The organism is Streptomyces sp. URMC 127, assembly GCF_051386535.1.
Lineage (GTDB): Bacteria > Actinomycetota > Actinomycetes > Streptomycetales > Streptomycetaceae > Streptomyces.
Map to the genome: position 1 here is coordinate 12690 of NZ_JBPQTW010000016.1, position 15924 is coordinate 28613.

General features: G+C 70.7%; 14 protein-coding genes and 2 tRNA genes. 11 read left to right on the forward strand and 5 right to left on the reverse strand.

Translation table 11 applies throughout. The annotated features are described in order from the left end of the window. Nucleotides 1–16 precede the first annotated feature (16 nt). From recF to ACSNOH_RS06315, 7 genes are all read left to right on the forward strand, one after another. Complete coding sequence (recF, locus tag ACSNOH_RS06285) at nt 17–1141, forward strand: DNA replication/repair protein RecF (protein WP_436720188.1); 1125 nt, start codon at nt 17–19, stop codon at nt 1139–1141. Continuing rightward, nucleotides 1138–1680 carry a DUF721 domain-containing protein gene (locus tag ACSNOH_RS06290; RefSeq protein ID WP_436720189.1) on the forward strand — a complete coding sequence of 181 codons (543 nt, stop codon included), beginning with the start codon at nt 1138–1140 and terminating at the stop codon, nt 1678–1680. The genes recF and ACSNOH_RS06290 overlap by 4 nt, the downstream gene beginning before the upstream one ends. 341 nt (nt 1681–2021) lie before the next feature. Beyond that, entirely contained in the window at nt 2022–4061 is a 2040-nt protein-coding gene (gyrB, locus tag ACSNOH_RS06295) for a DNA topoisomerase (ATP-hydrolyzing) subunit B (protein WP_436720190.1), read from the forward strand. A 52-nt stretch (nt 4062–4113) separates the two neighbouring features. Further along, the gene (gene gyrA / locus ACSNOH_RS06300; protein ID WP_436720191.1) at nt 4114–6744 is read left to right on the forward strand and encodes a DNA gyrase subunit A; all 2631 of its coding nucleotides are present in this window, start codon (nt 4114–4116) and stop codon (nt 6742–6744) included. A 129-nt stretch (nt 6745–6873) separates the two neighbouring features. After that, nucleotides 6874–7734 carry a DUF3566 domain-containing protein gene (locus ACSNOH_RS06305; RefSeq protein WP_436720192.1) on the forward strand — a complete coding sequence of 287 codons (861 nt, stop codon included), beginning with the start codon at nt 6874–6876 and terminating at the stop codon, nt 7732–7734. A 72-nt stretch (nt 7735–7806) separates the two neighbouring features. Continuing rightward, a tRNA-Ile gene (locus ACSNOH_RS06310) sits at nt 7807–7880 on the forward strand. 232 nt (nt 7881–8112) lie between these two features. After that, entirely contained in the window at nt 8113–8247 is a 135-nt protein-coding gene (locus tag ACSNOH_RS06315) for a DLW-39 family protein (RefSeq protein WP_003958712.1), read from the forward strand. A gap of 86 nt (nt 8248–8333) precedes the next feature. On the opposite strand, the gene ACSNOH_RS06320 is transcribed toward ACSNOH_RS06315, so the two are convergent. Together ACSNOH_RS06320 and ACSNOH_RS06325 are read right to left on the reverse strand one after the other, a co-directional pair. After that, a complete protein-coding gene (locus tag ACSNOH_RS06320) occupies nt 8334–9533 on the reverse strand; it encodes a serine/threonine-protein kinase (protein WP_436720193.1) in 1200 nt (399 codons plus the stop codon). A 13-nt stretch (nt 9534–9546) separates the two neighbouring features. After that, nucleotides 9547–10092 carry a helix-turn-helix domain-containing protein gene (locus tag ACSNOH_RS06325; RefSeq protein WP_030366854.1) on the reverse strand — a complete coding sequence of 182 codons (546 nt, stop codon included), beginning with the start codon at nt 10090–10092 and terminating at the stop codon, nt 9547–9549. 118 nt (nt 10093–10210) lie between these two features. On the opposite strand from ACSNOH_RS06325, the gene ACSNOH_RS06330 reads away from it, so the two are divergent. Further along, nucleotides 10211–10283, forward strand: a tRNA-Ala gene (locus tag ACSNOH_RS06330). 90 nt (nt 10284–10373) lie between these two features. Here ACSNOH_RS06330 and ACSNOH_RS06335 read toward each other — a convergent pair. Continuing rightward, nucleotides 10374–11435, reverse strand: a complete 1062-nt coding sequence (locus ACSNOH_RS06335) for a hypothetical protein (RefSeq protein ID WP_436720194.1) — start codon at nt 11433–11435, stop codon at nt 10374–10376. A 469-nt stretch (nt 11436–11904) separates the two neighbouring features. Then, a complete protein-coding gene (locus tag ACSNOH_RS06340; protein ID WP_436720195.1) occupies nt 11905–12579 on the reverse strand; it encodes a DUF5324 family protein in 675 nt (224 codons plus the stop codon). 254 nt (nt 12580–12833) lie between these two features. On the opposite strand from ACSNOH_RS06340, the gene ACSNOH_RS06345 reads away from it, so the two are divergent. Next, complete coding sequence (locus ACSNOH_RS06345; RefSeq protein WP_436720196.1) at nt 12834–13361, forward strand: peptidylprolyl isomerase; 528 nt, start codon at nt 12834–12836, stop codon at nt 13359–13361. 161 nt (nt 13362–13522) lie between these two features. Then, nucleotides 13523–14398: a rhomboid family intramembrane serine protease gene (locus ACSNOH_RS06350; protein ID WP_436720197.1), complete on the forward strand. Its 876-nt coding sequence runs from the start codon at nt 13523–13525 to the stop codon at nt 14396–14398. A gap of 351 nt (nt 14399–14749) precedes the next feature. Here ACSNOH_RS06350 and crgA read toward each other — a convergent pair whose 3' ends face one another. Then, nucleotides 14750–15004: a cell division protein CrgA gene (crgA, locus tag ACSNOH_RS06355; protein WP_436720231.1), complete on the reverse strand. Its 255-nt coding sequence runs from the start codon at nt 15002–15004 to the stop codon at nt 14750–14752. A 155-nt stretch (nt 15005–15159) separates the two neighbouring features. Here crgA and ACSNOH_RS06360 point away from each other — a divergent pair, with 155 nt between their 5' ends. Beyond that, nucleotides 15160–15924: a DUF881 domain-containing protein gene (locus tag ACSNOH_RS06360; RefSeq protein WP_436720198.1), complete on the forward strand. Its 765-nt coding sequence runs from the start codon at nt 15160–15162 to the stop codon at nt 15922–15924.

Consider the following 15924-nt stretch of genomic DNA (forward strand, 5'->3'; position numbering starts at 1 on the left):
AAGAGGTCGGCGCACCATGCATGTCACGCATCTGTCGCTGGCCGACTTCCGTTCGTACGCCCGGGCCGAGGTCTCCCTCGACCCGGGCGTCACGGCGTTCGTGGGCCCGAACGGCCAGGGGAAGACCAACCTCGTCGAGGCGATCGGCTATCTGGCCACCCTCGGCAGCCACCGGGTCTCCTCCGACGCCCCGCTGGTCCGGATGGGCGCCGAGCGCGCCGTGATACGGGCCGCGGTGGTCCAGGGCGAGCGGCAGCAGCTGATCGAGCTGGAGCTCAACCCGGGCCGCGCCAACCGGGCCCGGATCAATAGATCGTCCCAGGTCAGACCGCGTGACGTGCTCGGCATCGTGCGCACCGTGCTGTTCGCCCCCGAGGACCTGGCCCTCGTCAAGGGCGATCCCGGCGAGCGCCGCCGCTTCCTGGACGAGCTGATCACCGCGCGCACCCCGCGCATGGCGGGCGTCCGCTCCGACTACGAGCGGGTCCTCAAGCAGCGCAACACCCTCCTCAAGAGCGCGGCGATGGCACGCCGCCACGGCGGCCGCGGCCTGGACTTGTCCACGCTCGACATCTGGGACCAGCACCTGGCCCGGGCCGGAGCCGAGCTGCTGGCCCGGCGGCTGGACCTGATCGGCGCCCTGCGCCCGCTGGCCGACAAGGCCTACGAGCAGCTGGCCCCCGGCGGCGGCCCGGTCGCCTTCGACTACCGCGGACCGGCCGGCGCCGAGGGCGCCCACACCCGCGAGGAGCTCTACGAGGCGCTGCTCGCGGCGCTCGCCGAGGCCCGCAAGCAGGAGATCGAGCGGGGCGTGACGCTGGTCGGCCCGCACCGCGACGACCTCCTTCTCCGGCTCGGGCAGCTGCCGGCCAAGGGCTACGCGAGCCACGGCGAGTCCTGGTCGTACGCGCTGGCGCTGCGCCTGGCCTCGTACGAGCTGCTGCGCTCCGAGGGCAACGAGCCGGTGCTCGTCCTGGACGACGTCTTCGCCGAGCTGGACGCCCGGCGCCGGGAGCGGCTGGCGGAGCTGGTGGCCCACGGCGAGCAGGTGCTGGTCACCGCGGCGGTGGACGACGACGTGCCGGAGGTCCTCACCGGGGCCCGGTACGCGGTTTCCGGCGGCAAGGTCGAGCGCGTATGAACACGCCCCCCGCACCCTCCGAGCACCCGAAGCCGCCCGAGCCCTCCGGCGTGGACCTGGCGCGGGTCGCGCTGCGCGCGGCCAAGGAGCAGGCGCGGGCGCGGGGCGCGGCGGCCCAGCAGAAGAAGCAGGCCCGCCGCGGCGGCGGGCTGCGCTCCGGTGCGCGCGCCGACGGCCGCGACCCGCTGCCGCTGGGCGCCGCCATCAACCGGCTGATCACCGAGCGGGGCTGGGAGAAGCCCGCGGCGGTGGGCGGGGTGATGGGCCGCTGGCCGCAGATCGTGGGCGACGCGCTGGCCCTGCACTGCACCCCGCAGGGCTTCGACGAGGACTCGCACGTCCTGACGGTGCAGTGCGACTCGACGGCGTGGGCGACGCAGCTGCGCCTGATGGCGTCGCAGCTCGTCGCCCGGCTCAACGACGACCTCGGGCAGGGCACCGTACGGGCGATCAAGGTGCTGGGCCCGGGCGGTCCCGGCCGCCGCTACGGCTCGCTGCGCGCGCCCGGCAGCACGGGCCCGGGGGACACGTACGGCTGATCGCGGAGCCGGCCGCGGAGGGGTGCGGGACACGGGTCGACCCACGGGACGGGTGAGCCGGCGCTGAGACCCCGCTCACGGTAGCGGGCGGTTGACAGCCCGAAGCGCTGAGTGCCGCTGTGAGCCTCTCGGAGCCCGGGGGCGCATATAGGGAGTCGGCTGATGCCGGTTCAGGGCGGCACGTGCAGGCTCAGGCACCGCCAAACCCCCATTCATGTCAGCGCTACCGGTAGACTGGTGGCAATCCCGCCGGCTTGCGGGACTCGTCGACCAACGCAGAACGACGCAGCCGCTCCTGCCTGCCTCGGGTGGGGTCTCCCCGCCGCAGTCGGGGATGGCCTGTGCTGTGCCAGAAAGGGCGCTTCGTGGCCGATTCCGGCAACCCCAACGAGAACACCACCCCTGCTACGGACGGTGCGGCGGAGGCCGCACCCGGCGCCACGTCCTACGACGCCAGCGCGATCACCGTCCTCGAGGGACTGGACGCCGTCCGCAAGCGGCCCGGCATGTACATCGGCTCGACCGGTGAGCGCGGCCTGCACCACCTCGTCTACGAGGTCGTGGACAACTCCGTCGACGAGGCCCTCGCGGGCCACGCGGACACCATCGACGTGACGATCCTCCCCGACGGCGGTGTCCGCGTCGTGGACAACGGCCGTGGCATCCCGGTCGGCATCGTGCCCTCCGAGGGCAAGCCCGCCGTCGAGGTCGTCCTGACCGTCCTGCACGCGGGCGGCAAGTTCGGCGGCGGCGGCTACGCCGTCTCCGGCGGTCTGCACGGCGTCGGCGTCTCCGTCGTCAACGCCCTGTCCACGCGCGTCGCGGTCGAGGTCAAGACCGACGGCTACCGCTGGACGCAGGACTACAAGCTCGGCGTCCCGACCGCCCCGCTGCAGCAGAACGAGGCGACCGACGAGCACGGCACCTCGGTCACCTTCTGGGCCGACGGCGACATCTTCGAGACCACCGAGTACTCCTTCGAGACGCTCTCGCGGCGCTTCCAGGAGATGGCGTTCCTCAACAAGGGCCTGACCATCTCGCTGACGGACGAGCGCCCGGCCCACGTGGACGAGGACGGCAAGCCCCTGACCGTCCGCTACCACTACGAGGGCGGCATCTCCGACTTCGTCCGCTACCTCAACTCGCGCAAGGGCGAGGTCATCCACCCCACGGTGATCGACTTCGACGCCGAGGACAAGGAGCGGCTGCTCTCGGTCGAGATCGCGATGCAGTGGAACACCCAGTACACCGAGGGTGTCTACAGCTTCGCCAACACCATCCACACCCACGAGGGCGGCACCCACGAGGAGGGCTTCCGCGCGGCGCTCACCGGTCTGATCAACCGTTACGCGCGCGACAAGAAGCTGCTCCGCGAGAAGGACGACAACCTCACGGGCGACGACATCCGCGAGGGCCTGACGGCGATCATCTCCGTCAAGCTGGGCGAGCCGCAGTTCGAGGGCCAGACCAAGACCAAGCTGGGCAACACCGAGGCCAAGACCTTCGTGCAGAAGGTCGTCCACGAGCAGCTGACGGACTGGCTGGACCGTAACCCCAACGAGGCCGCGGACATCATCCGCAAGTCCATCCAGGCCGCCACCGCGCGCGTCGCGGCCCGCAAGGCCCGTGACCTCACGCGCCGCAAGGGCCTGCTGGAGACGGCGTCGCTGCCGGGCAAGCTGTCCGACTGCCAGTCGAACGAGCCGGCCAAGTGCGAGATCTTCATCGTCGAGGGTGACTCCGCCGGCGGCTCGGCCAAGTCCGGCCGGAACCCGCAGTACCAGGCGATCCTCCCGATCCGCGGCAAGATCCTCAACGTCGAGAAGGCCCGGATCGACAAGATCCTGCAGAACCAGGAGATCCAGGCGCTGATCTCCGCCTTCGGCACCGGTGTGCACGAGGACTTCGACATCTCGAAGCTCCGCTATCACAAGATCATCCTGATGGCGGACGCCGACGTCGACGGCCAGCACATCAACACCCTGCTGCTCACCTTCCTCTTCCGCTTTATGCGTCCGCTGGTCGAGGCCGGGCACGTCTACCTCTCCCGCCCCCCGCTCTACAAGATCAAGTGGGGCCGGGACGACTTCGAGTACGCCTACTCCGACCGCGAGCGCGACGCCCTGATCCAGCTCGGCCGGGAGAACGGCAAGCGGATTAAGGACGACTCGGTCCAGCGCTTCAAGGGTCTCGGCGAGATGAACGCCGAGGAGCTGCGCGTGACCACCATGGACGTCGACCACCGCGTCCTCGGCCAGGTCACCCTGGACGACGCCGCGCAGGCGGACGACCTGTTCTCGGTGCTCATGGGCGAGGACGTCGAGGCGCGGCGCTCCTTCATCCAGCGCAACGCCAAGGACGTCCGCTTCCTCGACATCTGAGCCTGTCGGCCCACCCCGAGACAGCCGCAGCGCGAAAGGACTTTGAACAGCAATGGCCGACGAGACCCCTGAGACCCCCACCGCCCCCGTGCCCGAGGTGACCCCCGAGGGCGCGCCCGCCCCGCTGGAGGGCGTGGGCCTGCGCGTCGAGCCCGTCGGGCTCGAGACGGAGATGCAGCGCTCCTACCTCGACTACGCGATGAGCGTGATCGTCTCGCGTGCGCTGCCCGACGTGCGCGACGGCCTCAAGCCGGTGCACCGCCGCGTGCTCTACGCGATGTACGACGGCGGCTACCGCCCCGAGAAGGGCTTCTACAAGTGCGCCCGTGTCGTCGGTGACGTCATGGGTACGTACCACCCGCACGGCGACGCCTCCATCTACGACGCGCTCGTCCGCCTCGCCCAGCCCTGGGCCATGCGGATGCCGCTGGTGGACTCCAACGGCAACTTCGGTTCCCCGGGCAACGACCCGGCCGCCGCCATGCGGTACACCGAGTGCAAGATGGCGCCGCTGTCCATGGAGATGGTCCGGGACATCGACGAGGAGACCGTCGACTTCCAGGACAACTACGACGGCCGCAACCAGGAGCCGACGGTCCTGCCGTCGCGCATCCCCAACCTGCTGGTCAACGGCTCCGCCGGCATCGCGGTCGGCATGGCGACCAACATCCCGCCGCACAACCTCCGCGAGGTCGCCGAGGGCGCCCAGTGGTACCTGGCCAACCCGGAGGCCACGCCCGAGGAGCTGCTGGACGCGCTCATCGAGCGCATCAAGGGCCCCGACTTCCCGACCGGCGCCCTCGTGGTGGGCCGCAAGGGCATCGAGGAGGCCTACCGCACCGGCCGCGGCTCGATCACCATGCGCGCGGTGGTCGAGGTCGAGGAGATCCAGAACCGCCAGTGCCTGGTGGTCACCGAGCTGCCCTACCAGGTGAACCCGGACAACCTCGCGCAGAAGATCGCCGACCTGGTGAAGGACGGCAAGATCGGCGGCATCGCCGACGTCCGCGACGAGACCTCCTCCCGCACCGGCCAGCGCCTGGTGATCGTCCTCAAGCGGGACGCGGTCGCCAAGGTCGTCCTGAACAACCTCTACAAGCACACCGATCTGCAGACCAACTTCGGCGCCAACATGCTGGCCCTGGTCGACGGCGTGCCGCGCACCCTCTCCCTGGACGCGTTCATCCGCAACTGGGTGACGCACCAGATCGAGGTCATCGTCCGGCGCACCCGCTTCCGGCTGCGCAAGGCCGAGGAGCGCGCCCACATCCTGCGCGGCCTGCTCAAGGCCCTGGACGCCATCGACGAGGTCATCGCGCTCATCCGGCGCAGCGAGACCGTCGACGTCGCCCGCGAGGGCCTGATGGGCCTGCTGCAGATCGACGAGATCCAGGCCAACGCGATCCTGGAGATGCAGCTGCGCCGGCTGGCCGCCCTGGAGCGGCAGAAGATCGTGGCGGAGCACGACGAGCTCCAGGCGAAGATCAACGAGTACAACGCGATCCTGGCCTCGCCGGAGCGGCAGCGCCAGATCATCAGCGAGGAACTCACGGCGATCGTCGAGAAGTTCGGCGAGGACCGGCGCTCGGCGCTGGTGCCCTTCGACGGTGACATGTCCATCGAGGACCTGATCGCCGAGGAGGACATCGTCGTCACGATCACGCGCGGCGGCTACGTCAAGCGCACCAAGACCGACGACTACCGCTCGCAGAAGCGCGGCGGCAAGGGCGTACGGGGCACGAAGCTCAAGGAAGACGACATCGTCGACCACTTCTTCGTCTCCACCACGCACCACTGGCTGCTCTTCTTCACCAACAAGGGCCGGGTCTACCGCGCCAAGGCCTACGAGCTGCCGGACGCCGGGCGTGACGCCCGCGGCCAGCACGTGGCCAACCTGCTGGCCTTCCAGCCGGACGAGAAGATCGCCCAGATCCTCGCCGTCCGCGACTACGAGGCCGCGCCGTACCTGGTGCTCGCCACCAAGTCCGGCCTGGTGAAGAAGACCCCGCTCAAGGACTACGACTCCCCGCGCTCGGGCGGCGTCATCGCCATCAACCTGCGCGAGACCGAGAGCGGCGCCGAGGACGAGCTGATCGGTGCCGAGCTGGTCTCCGCCGCGGACGACCTGCTGCTGATCAGCAAGAAGGCGCAGTCCATCCGGTTCACCGCTACGGATGAAGCCCTCCGTCCGATGGGCCGGGCCACCTCCGGCGTCAAGGGCATGAGCTTCCGCGAGGGCGACGAGCTGCTCTCCATGAGCGTCGTGCGCCCGGGGACGTACGTCTTCACCGCGACCGACGGCGGCTACGCGAAGCGGTCGAACGTGGACGAGTACCGCGTTCAGGGTAGGGGTGGCCTCGGTATCAAGGCGGCCAAGATCGTGGAGGATCGGGGCTCGCTGGTCGGCGCGCTGGTGGTCGAGGAGACGGACGAGATCCTTGCCATTACGCTCAGCGGCGGCGTGATCCGCACACGGGTCAGCGAGGTCAGGGAGACGGGCCGTGACACCATGGGCGTCCAGCTGATCAACTTGGGCAAGCGCGATGCCGTCGTGGGCATCGCGAGGAACGCCGAGGCCGGTCGCGAGGCTGAAGAGGTCGACGAGTTGACCGACGCAGCCGAGGGCGACGGGGTCCAGGGCGCCGAGGGCGCATCCGCCCCGGCAGGAAACACCGAGGAGTAAGTCGTGAGTCGAGCCACGGGCGCCGCGGCAAGCGGTGCAGGTGCCGAGCGCAGCACTACCGCCGCACCTGCTACCGATCAGGCCGGCGCCCGTGGCTCCGCCGCGGACGCCGACTCCCGAGGGGGCACGTTGACGGAGACCCGAGAGCCGAAGCCGTATCACCCGCCGCAGGCCTACGAGCCTCCGGCCGGTGCGGCGGGCGCCGCTGCGGCCGAGGCCGGTAAGCCGGCCAAGGGGACCAAGGCGGAGAAGGCCGCGGGCTCCAAGACGACGCAGTCCGAAGACGTGAAGCCCGCCGGGGCGGGGAAGGCTGCATCCGTGGCAGACGAGGCCGAGAGCGCAGACGCCGGGAGCAACGGAAGCAAGCCCGTTGCCAAGAGCGCGGCGAAGGGTTCCACGGCCGACCCGCGGAACGCGGTCAAGGCTCCGCCCCGGGTCCCCGGCCAGAGCGGCTCCAAGCCCGCTGCGGGCGCCCTCAAGAAGGGTGCGCCCAAGGCGTCCCAGGCGGTCCGCACGGCCCCGCAGGAGGCCGGGAAGCCCAGCGGGGCTGCCGGCTCCGTGCCGGGCCCGGCAGCCCCGCAGGGCGCCGCGCCGCGCCCGGCCGCGCGGCCCGCACCCCGTTCGCGCACCGCGCGGCTGCGGGTGGCCAAGGCCGACCCGTGGTCGGTGATGAAGGTCAGCTTCCTGCTGTCGATCGCGCTGGGCATCTGCACGATCGTCGCGGCGGCCGTCCTGTGGACGGTCATGGACGCCATGGGCGTCTTCTCGACCGTCGGCGGGACGATCAGCGACGCCACGACCTCCAGCGACGGCGGCGGCTTCGACCTGCAGTCGTTCCTGTCGCTGCCGCACACCCTGCTCTTCACGTCCGTCATCGCCGTGATCAACGTGGTCCTGGCGACCGCGCTGGCCACGCTGGGGGCCTTCGTCTACAACCTCTCGGCGGGCTTCGTGGGCGGCGTGGAGCTGACCCTCGCCGAGGACGAATAGCCGGGCGCGGGGGCCCGGCCGGGCAGGATTTTGGTCCCGGGCCCCAAGTGCGCTAATCTTTCGGTGTCGCGCGGGGCTATAGCTCAGACGGTTAGAGCGCTTCCCTGATAAGGAAGAGGCCACAGGTTCAAGTCCTGTTAGCCCCACCGCACGATCGGCCCGGACGGAGATTCTCCGCCCGGGCCGATCTGTTTTCCCGGGGGCGGTTTCCCCGGGCGGTTTCGCCAGGTGGTTTCCCCAGGTGGGCAGTTGGGTGCGTGACCGGCCGGCGAAGGCGCCGCGGAACCGGGCGCCGCACAGGTCACCGATCGGTATCGGCCGGTGTGTATCATCGGCCACCAGAGGTCCCCTTACGTCAAGGAAAGACGAGGTCGCGCGGTGAAGAAGCTCCTCCTGGTCGCACTGGCCGCCATCGGCGGGCTCCTCGTGTACCGCCAGATCCAGGCGGATCGCGCCGAGCAGGACCTGTGGACGGAGGCGACCGACTCCGTGCCCGCAGGTTCGGGTGTGTGAGACAAACGAGTCCTGAGCAGGGCCCCGGCCGACACGGCCGGGGCCCTGCTATTTTCATACGCAAATGATTTATTTGCGGAAGCAATCTAGCCGGCGCTGAGCGCCCAGATGCCGATCCCCAGGCAGAGCAGCGCGACGATCAGCACGGGCACGGCCACCTTCGCGGGCGGCCCCGCCGGTGGCCGCGCGGGCTGCGGAAGAGACCGCGGCAGGGGCTGCTGCAGGGGCTGCGGAAGACCCCCTGCGAGGGGCTGGTGAACGGGCTGCTGCTCGTACGGCTGCTGCCCGTACGGCGACGTGTACGCGCGCGTAGGGACCGGCTGGAGCGTCTGCGGCACGGGAGACGCCGGAGGCGCCGGAGGCGGCGGATAGGCCGGCAGCAGCGGCGGTACCGGCTGGGCAGGGCGTTGCGGGCCGTCCGGGCCGAAGCCGGCGGGCAGTGGCCCGAGCTGGTCGAAGACCTCGATGGGCTCCTCGTCCGCGCCGGGCGGGCCCAGCATCTCCACGGCGGCGGCGAGCGCCTTGCGCGCGCCCGTGGCCGTACGGAAGCGCAGCCCCGGATCGGGCTGCAGGAGGCCCGCGATCACGTGCCAGAGGGGCTCGGGGACCTCGTCCGGTGCCCCGGGCGTGCCGTGCTCGGCGAAGCGCTCCACGAGCGCCTCGGCGTCGGGTTTGCGGCCGGTGAGGAGATACAGCGCGGTGAGGCCGACGGCGTAGAGGTCGGCGGGGAAATCGGGCTCGTCGCCCAGCATTTGCTCGGGGGCGAAATAACCGGGGGTGCCCATCACGAAGTTGGTGTCCGTCAGGCGCGGCTCCCCCTTGCGCATGGCGATGCCGAAATCGGAGAGCCGGACGTGGGGCCGGCCGGTGCCGGTCGCCTCCAGGAGGACGTTCGCGGGCTTGATGTCCCGGTGCACCACGCCCTCGGCGTGCACCGCCGCGAGGCCGGACAGCAGCTGGTCCAGCAGGACGCACACGTAGTGCGGCGGCAAGGGCCCGTAGTCGCCGATGAGATGGGCGAGCGAGCCGCCGCTCACCACGTCCATGGTGAACAGGACCTTGTCGTCGTCGGCGGCCCAGCTCATCGGTGCCACCACGTGCGGGTGGTCGATCCGTAAGCCCTGCTCGCGGACGAACCTCAGCAGGGTGTGGGCGTCGCTCTGCTGGAGGACCTTGGCCGCCACGTAGCGGCGCCGGCGCCGGTCCCAGGCGCGCCAGACGGCGCCCACCCCGCCGCGGCCGATCGGGTCCACCAGCTCGTAGCGCCCGGCGAAGAGCTCACCCATCGCGTGCGCGCGGTCAGCTCTGGTGGGCCTCGTAGTGCGCGACCGCCTCGGCGGTCCGCCCGGCGCCGTACACCCGCAGGAACTCGGCGAGTTCGGGATGGGTTGGGGCGAGGCTCTGGGCGGCCTCGATGATGTCGCCCGCCCCGGCGACGGAGCGCAGCAGGGACTGGATCTCGCGGACCACCCGGCGCACGGTCGGCGCGCCGCTGCTGGCCGTCGTCTGCGTGGAGTTGAGGACGGAGCCGCCCGAGCTCTTCTTGACCTCCTCCATCCGGTCGGCCGCCTCGGCGGCGCTCACCGTGCCGTCGGCGACCTGGCGGGAGAGCTCCTGCAGCGCCTGGACCCGCTGGACCACGGCGGGGTTGCCGATCTTCGCGCGCTGGCCGCTCATCAGCTGGGAGAGCATGGGGGCCGACAGGCCGAGCACGGAGGCGAGCCGCGCCTGGTTGAGGCCGAGGTCGTCGATGAGACGGCGGAAGAGCGCCCCCAGCGGCTCTCCGTACCAGCTCCGCTGCAGCTCCCGTGCGCGGGCGGTGGCTTCCTGCTGTGCTGCGTCCATCTCGCTCTCCCCTTCGCTTCGCTGCAGCGAATCTTGCGGTGCATCCTACGGAGAGTGCTGGGCCCCGGCGATACCCGGTCGGAAAAGACCGCGGGCACCGGGTAGTCTGGTCGGCGACGGGGCCTTAGCTCAGTTGGTAGAGCGCTGTCTTTGCATGGCAGATGTCAGGGGTTCGACTCCCCTAGGCTCCACGGATATCCCCTCCGACCTGCGGAAACGCAGACCGGAGGGGATTTTTTCATGAGCCGGTGGCACACGGTCCGGCGCTCGGCCGCAGCGCCTCAGCCGTCCAGCAGACCGGCGCGGCGGGCGTAGCTTCCCGCCTGGAAACGGCTCTGTGCGCCGAGCTCGGCGCACAGCTCGGTGACGTGGCGCCGGTAGGTGGTGACCGACATGGCGAGCCGGCGGGCCGCCATCCCGTCCTTCATGCCGGACTCCAGGAGTTCGAGGACGGAGCGGCGCAGTTCGTCCCTGGCCGGAGCATCGCCGGACGTCCCGGTGAAGGGCCGCGCGGACTCCCAGGCGCTCTCCCAGGAGCGGTGGAGGAAGCGCACGAGCGAGGGGTCGCGTACGGCGAGCGCGCCCTTGCCGTCGCCGGGGGAGCTGCCGTGGTCGGCGAGGACGGCGGTCGCGGCGTCGAAGAAGAGGACCCGGTCGGGCACGTGGGCGGTGGTGCGGACCTCGGCGCCGAGCGCCACCATCCGGCACAGGTGCTGCCGCACGCGGGCGTGGGTGAGGACGGAGTGGGGATAGAGGGTGCGCACGCGCGCGCCGCGGCCGAGCGCCTCGGTGGTGCGCCGCAGCCCCTCTTCCAGGGCCGCGGGCGCCGGCACGTCGGGGTGGGCGGCGGCGATCTCCGTGCGGGCGGCGGCGGAGAGGCGTTCGAGGGTGGAGCGGACGGCGTCGGGCAGGGTGAGGTACTCGATGGGCGTCCGGGCGGATTCGCCCTGCCAGGACTCCTCGAACACCGGCTTCATGGCCAGCACATGACTGCTCATCCGCTCCGACTCGCGGTGCAGCTGCTGGATCCTCGCCTCGATCGGGCCGGTCACGTGGGTGACGGCGGCGTCGGGGCTGCGGGCGGTGTACTCGGTGTCGAGGCCGGCGCCGGCGGGGTGCTCGCCGGGGGACCGGGCGGGGCGGTGCCCGTCCTCCGCGGGGTGCAGCAGGTGCAGGCGGGAGAGGTCGGCCACGGCGGCGCTGACGTCGGCGCCCGGGACGTCTAAGCGGCGGGCGGCCGCCGACGGCCGGAGCCTGCCCTGTTCGAGTGCCATGCGGTAGAGCAGCACATGGAGGTCACCGAGAGGCGAGAGCGACGGCGCCTCCGTAGCGATTTTTTCCATTCTCTTCTCATTCGTCGGGCCTGGTGGGGGGTGCCTGACGCGCCACCGCATAACCGGGGGGATTTCACATGAATTTCAAGTCCGCTTTTTGTTTCCCCATCGTCTCTCCCGGTATTGCCCGGGCGGCCGGACCGGGTCCGGCCCCTGCGGGGCAACGGCTGCGCGTCGGCAACACGGGGGCTGCCGCCCATGGAAACGAAGGCGAGGGTGCGTCATGACCCCGCCAATCAGCCTTCTCGAACTCTACCGGCGGTGTTTCCGAAAAGGAATGGCAATATCCTGCGGGTAACCGCCGCCGCTCTTTGAGTAACGGGCTCCGCTTACGTGCCGCAGCGGGCCCGGCCGACCGGATTCCCATTCCCGGGAAGTGGCCGGAAAACACGTCCGCGCCGGGCCCGGGAGGGCTCGGCGCGGACGTGGGAAGGGGTGCCGGCGCTGCTTACGGGCGCCGGCGCTGCTTACGGGGCCGCTACGGCCGGTCGCCGCCGGAGCCGTCGTTGTCCGGAGAGGACTCGGCCTCGGCCTGCTTGGCCTGGACCTCCGGGTCGAGCGGCGAGGACGAGCTCTCGGGCCCCGTGCCGTCGACCGACGTCAGCGGAGGCCGGTCCCGGACCTCCGTGGCCTCGGGCGGCTCGACCAGCCAGTCGGGGTTGGCCTGCTTGTCCCACCACTTCCAGGCGGCGTACGCGCCGCCGGCGATCAGGCCGGCCAGGGCGAAGCGGCGGAGCATCCGCCCGGCCCGGCAGCGCCGGTCGCGCCGGGCGACCAGCTTCTCGATGTCCTTCGGGCTCACCTGGCCGCGCAGCGCGGCCAGGGCGGCGGCGCTGCGCGCGACGGCCTCGTCGCGGACCGGCTCGACGGCCGTGCGGGCCCGCACGGCGGCCTGGTCGATCTTCGGCGGCAGGGCGCCGCGGGCGTGCTCGATCCGGGGCTGGAGATGTGCGTCGTACTGGGAGCGGGCCTGGTGCGCGGCCAGGTGCGCGGCCTCCGCGACCTTGGGGGCCAGTCGCGTACGGGCCTCATGCGCATAGTGCACGGCGGTGTCCTTGGCCGTGCCGGCGTAGGGCGCCACCACTTCCGCGGCGTGCCGGACGCTGTCCTTCGCCGAGCCGGCCGCGGCGCGCACGCTGTCCTTGCGGGTCACGAGATCCTCCTCCTCGGTGGCGTATGTTTTGTCGCCTTTCCACCCAGTGAAAAATCATGCCTGTGGACGGGCGGTCCGGCATGTGCGGGCGGGCATCCGGGTCATCGGGACATGAGCGAGGGGTGAACGGGGCATGAGCCCCGGGTCGACCATGCCACGGTTTCGCGCGGCGCGCGGGCGTTTGTCCGCTACTCGCCGCCAACCCGTACGTGCAAGGATCGTTAGCCGTCAGTGAGGACTAGGGAAGGTAGACCGTGGCAGAGCAGCTTTACGCCACCCTGAAGACCAGCCAGGGCGACATCGAGATCCGGCTCCTTCCGGACCACGCCCCGAAGACGGTGAAGAACTTCGTGGAGCTCGCGAAGGGCGAGCGCGCCTGGATCAACCCGGAGACGGGCGAGAAGACCACCGACAAGCTGTACGACGGCACGGTCTTCCACCGCGTCATCGAGGGCTTCATGATCCAGGGCGGCGACCCGCTGGGCAACGGCACGGGCGGCCCGGGCTACAAGTTCGCCGACGAGTTCCACCCCGACCTGGCCTTCAACAAGCCCTACCTGCTGGCCATGGCCAACGCCGGCCCGGGCACCAACGGCTCGCAGTTCTTCATCACCGTCTCGCCCACCGCGTGGCTGACGGGCAAGCACACCATCTTCGGCGAGGTCGCGGACGAGGCGTCGAAGAAGGTCGTGGATGCCATCGCCACCACCGACACCAACCCGCGCACCGACCGGCCGGTCCACGACGTGGTCATCAAGTCGGTCGTCATCGAGACCCGCTGACGGCAGGACTTCACCTCTGACGGCAGGACTTCACCTCCCTCGTCCGCGCGAGAACCGCGTGAGACCCGCGTGAGGGAACCCGGCGCCCCGCTCGTCCGTATATGACGGGCGGGGCCGCGCGTCCCGGACAGGCCCGCCCGACACCGGCGCAAGGGGAACGCATGAACGACCAGGCCGTGGGCTGCTACCGGCATCCCGACCGGGAGACCGGCATCCGCTGCACCCGCTGCGAGCGGCCGATCTGCCCGGAGTGCATGGTGAGCGCATCCGTCGGGTTCCAGTGCCCGGCCTGCGTCGCCGGCGGCTCCGGCACGGGGCATCCGCCGCAGGCCACGGCGCCGCGCACCCTCGCGGGCGGCACACAGGCCGCCGACCCCCGGCTGGTGACCAAGGTCCTGCTCGCGGTCAACGTCGCCCTGTGGATCGCGGTCATGGCCACCGGCGACGGCCTGCTCGACGAGCTGGAACTGTTCGGCCGCGCCGTGCTCGCGGGCGAGCCGCAGGGCGTCGCCGAGGGCCAGTGGTACCGGCTGCTGACCTCGATGTTCCTGCACCAGGCGCCAATGCACATCGCCTTCAACATGCTGTCGCTGTGGTGGATCGGCCCGCCGCTGGAAGCGGCCCTGGGCCGGGCCCGCTACCTCGCGCTGTACCTGCTGTCCGGCCTCGGCGGCTCCGCGCTCACCTTCGTCGTCGCCGATCCGCGCCAGCCCTCGCTCGGCGCGTCCGGCGCGATCTTCGGCCTGCTGGGCGCCACCGCGGTGATCATGCGCCGGCTGAACTACGACATGCGGCCGGTCGCGGCGCTGCTCGTGCTCAACCTGATCTTCACGTTCACCTGGCACAACATCGCCTGGGAGGCCCACATCGGGGGGCTGGTGGTGGGCGCTGCCGTCGCGTACGGGATGGTGCACGCCCCCCGCGAGAAGCGGGCGCTCGTCCAGGGCCTCACGTGCGGCGTGACCCTGGCGGTGATCGTCGCGGCGGTGATCGTGCGGACGGCGACGCTGCCGGAGCTCTTCGCGTTCCCCGGCTGACCGGCAGCTGCCCGGCGGCTGACCGGCTGCCCGGCGGCTGACCGGCGGGTTTGCCCCACGGGCTCCGCCCATCGGCGCGGTCCGCCGGCTTGTGGTCAGGCTCTGTCAGCCTCTGTCCACCGGCTTTGTCCACAGCGCGTACAAGATCTTGTGCACGTCGTGGGGAACACGTGTCCGCGCTCGTACAAAGCTGCGTTTCCGCTGGTGGACGGGGCCGCCAAGCGGCCCCACGCGCTTGTGATCAGTCACACCGGCGTCAACGCCGGGGAAGTTATCCACAGATCTTCTGAGTTTTTCCCCACTGTGGACGAGGGTGTGGATAACTCCCCGGAAGGCTCCCCGGAGGACTTGCTACTTCCACTGTGTGGAGACTACGAACCCCGCCGCGATGAAGCCGAAACCGACCACGATGTTCCAGTTATGGAGGGACTCGATGGGCATGTCGCCGCTGGTCACGTAGAAGACGACGATCCACGCCAGCCCGATCAGGAACATCGCCAGCATCAGCGGCGCCACCCAGCCACGCCCACTGCTCAGCTTGATGCTCTGCTGCTTCGCCGGCGGCGGCGTGAAGTCGTCCTTCTTGCGGATCCGTGACTTCGGCACGAGGAACTCTCCTGTCGATGCGCTGCGTGACCGCGCTGGGGCTGCATGGGGCGGGACAAAAGGCTGGTCCGAGGCGGCGAGCGGCAGGAACGCCACCTTCGCTCGGGCGTCCGTTAGCGTAGTGCTTCCGTGGCGCCGGAGAGGATAAGGGTACGTTGAGTAATTCTGCGGACTCCACCAGCAGGCCTTCCCGGCGCTTCAAGCCCGTCCGGCTGCTCACCGGGGGCGTGTTCGCGCTGGCCGGCCTCATCTTCTGGATGAGCTTCAACACCGCCCACGGCACCAACATCCGCACCGACGACTCCATGCTCCGGCTCTCCGACCTCATCCAGGAGCGCAGCCGCAAGAACGCCGACCTGGACGAGAGCGCCGCGGCCGTCCGCTCCCGGGTCGACGCCCTCGCCCGGCGCGACAACGGCAACACCGCCGCGCAGAACAAGAAGCTGGCCGACCTCGCGGCGGCCGCCGGCACGCAGAAGCTCAGCGGCCCCGGCCTGACCGTCACCCTCACCGACGCCCCGCCGAACGCCACGGCGAAGATCCCCGGCGTCCCCCAGCCGCAGCCCAACGACCTGGTCATCCACCAGCAGGACCTGCAGGCCGTCGTCAACGCCCTCTGGCAGGGCGGCGCCAAGGGCATCCAGGTCATGGACCAGCGGCTGATCTCCACCAGCGCGGTCCGCTGCGTCGGCAACACCCTGATCCTGCAGGGCCGCGTCTACTCCCCGCCGTACAAGGTGACGGCCGTCGGCGACCGCGGCGCGCTCCGCAAGGCCGTCGACTCCTCCCCCGCGATCCAGAACTACCTCCAGTACGTCAACGCGTACGGGCTCGGCTGGAAAGTCGACCAGCACGACGCGCTGACTCTTCCGGGCTACTCGGGCACAGTGGACCTCCACTACGCCAAGCCCGTGGACTAA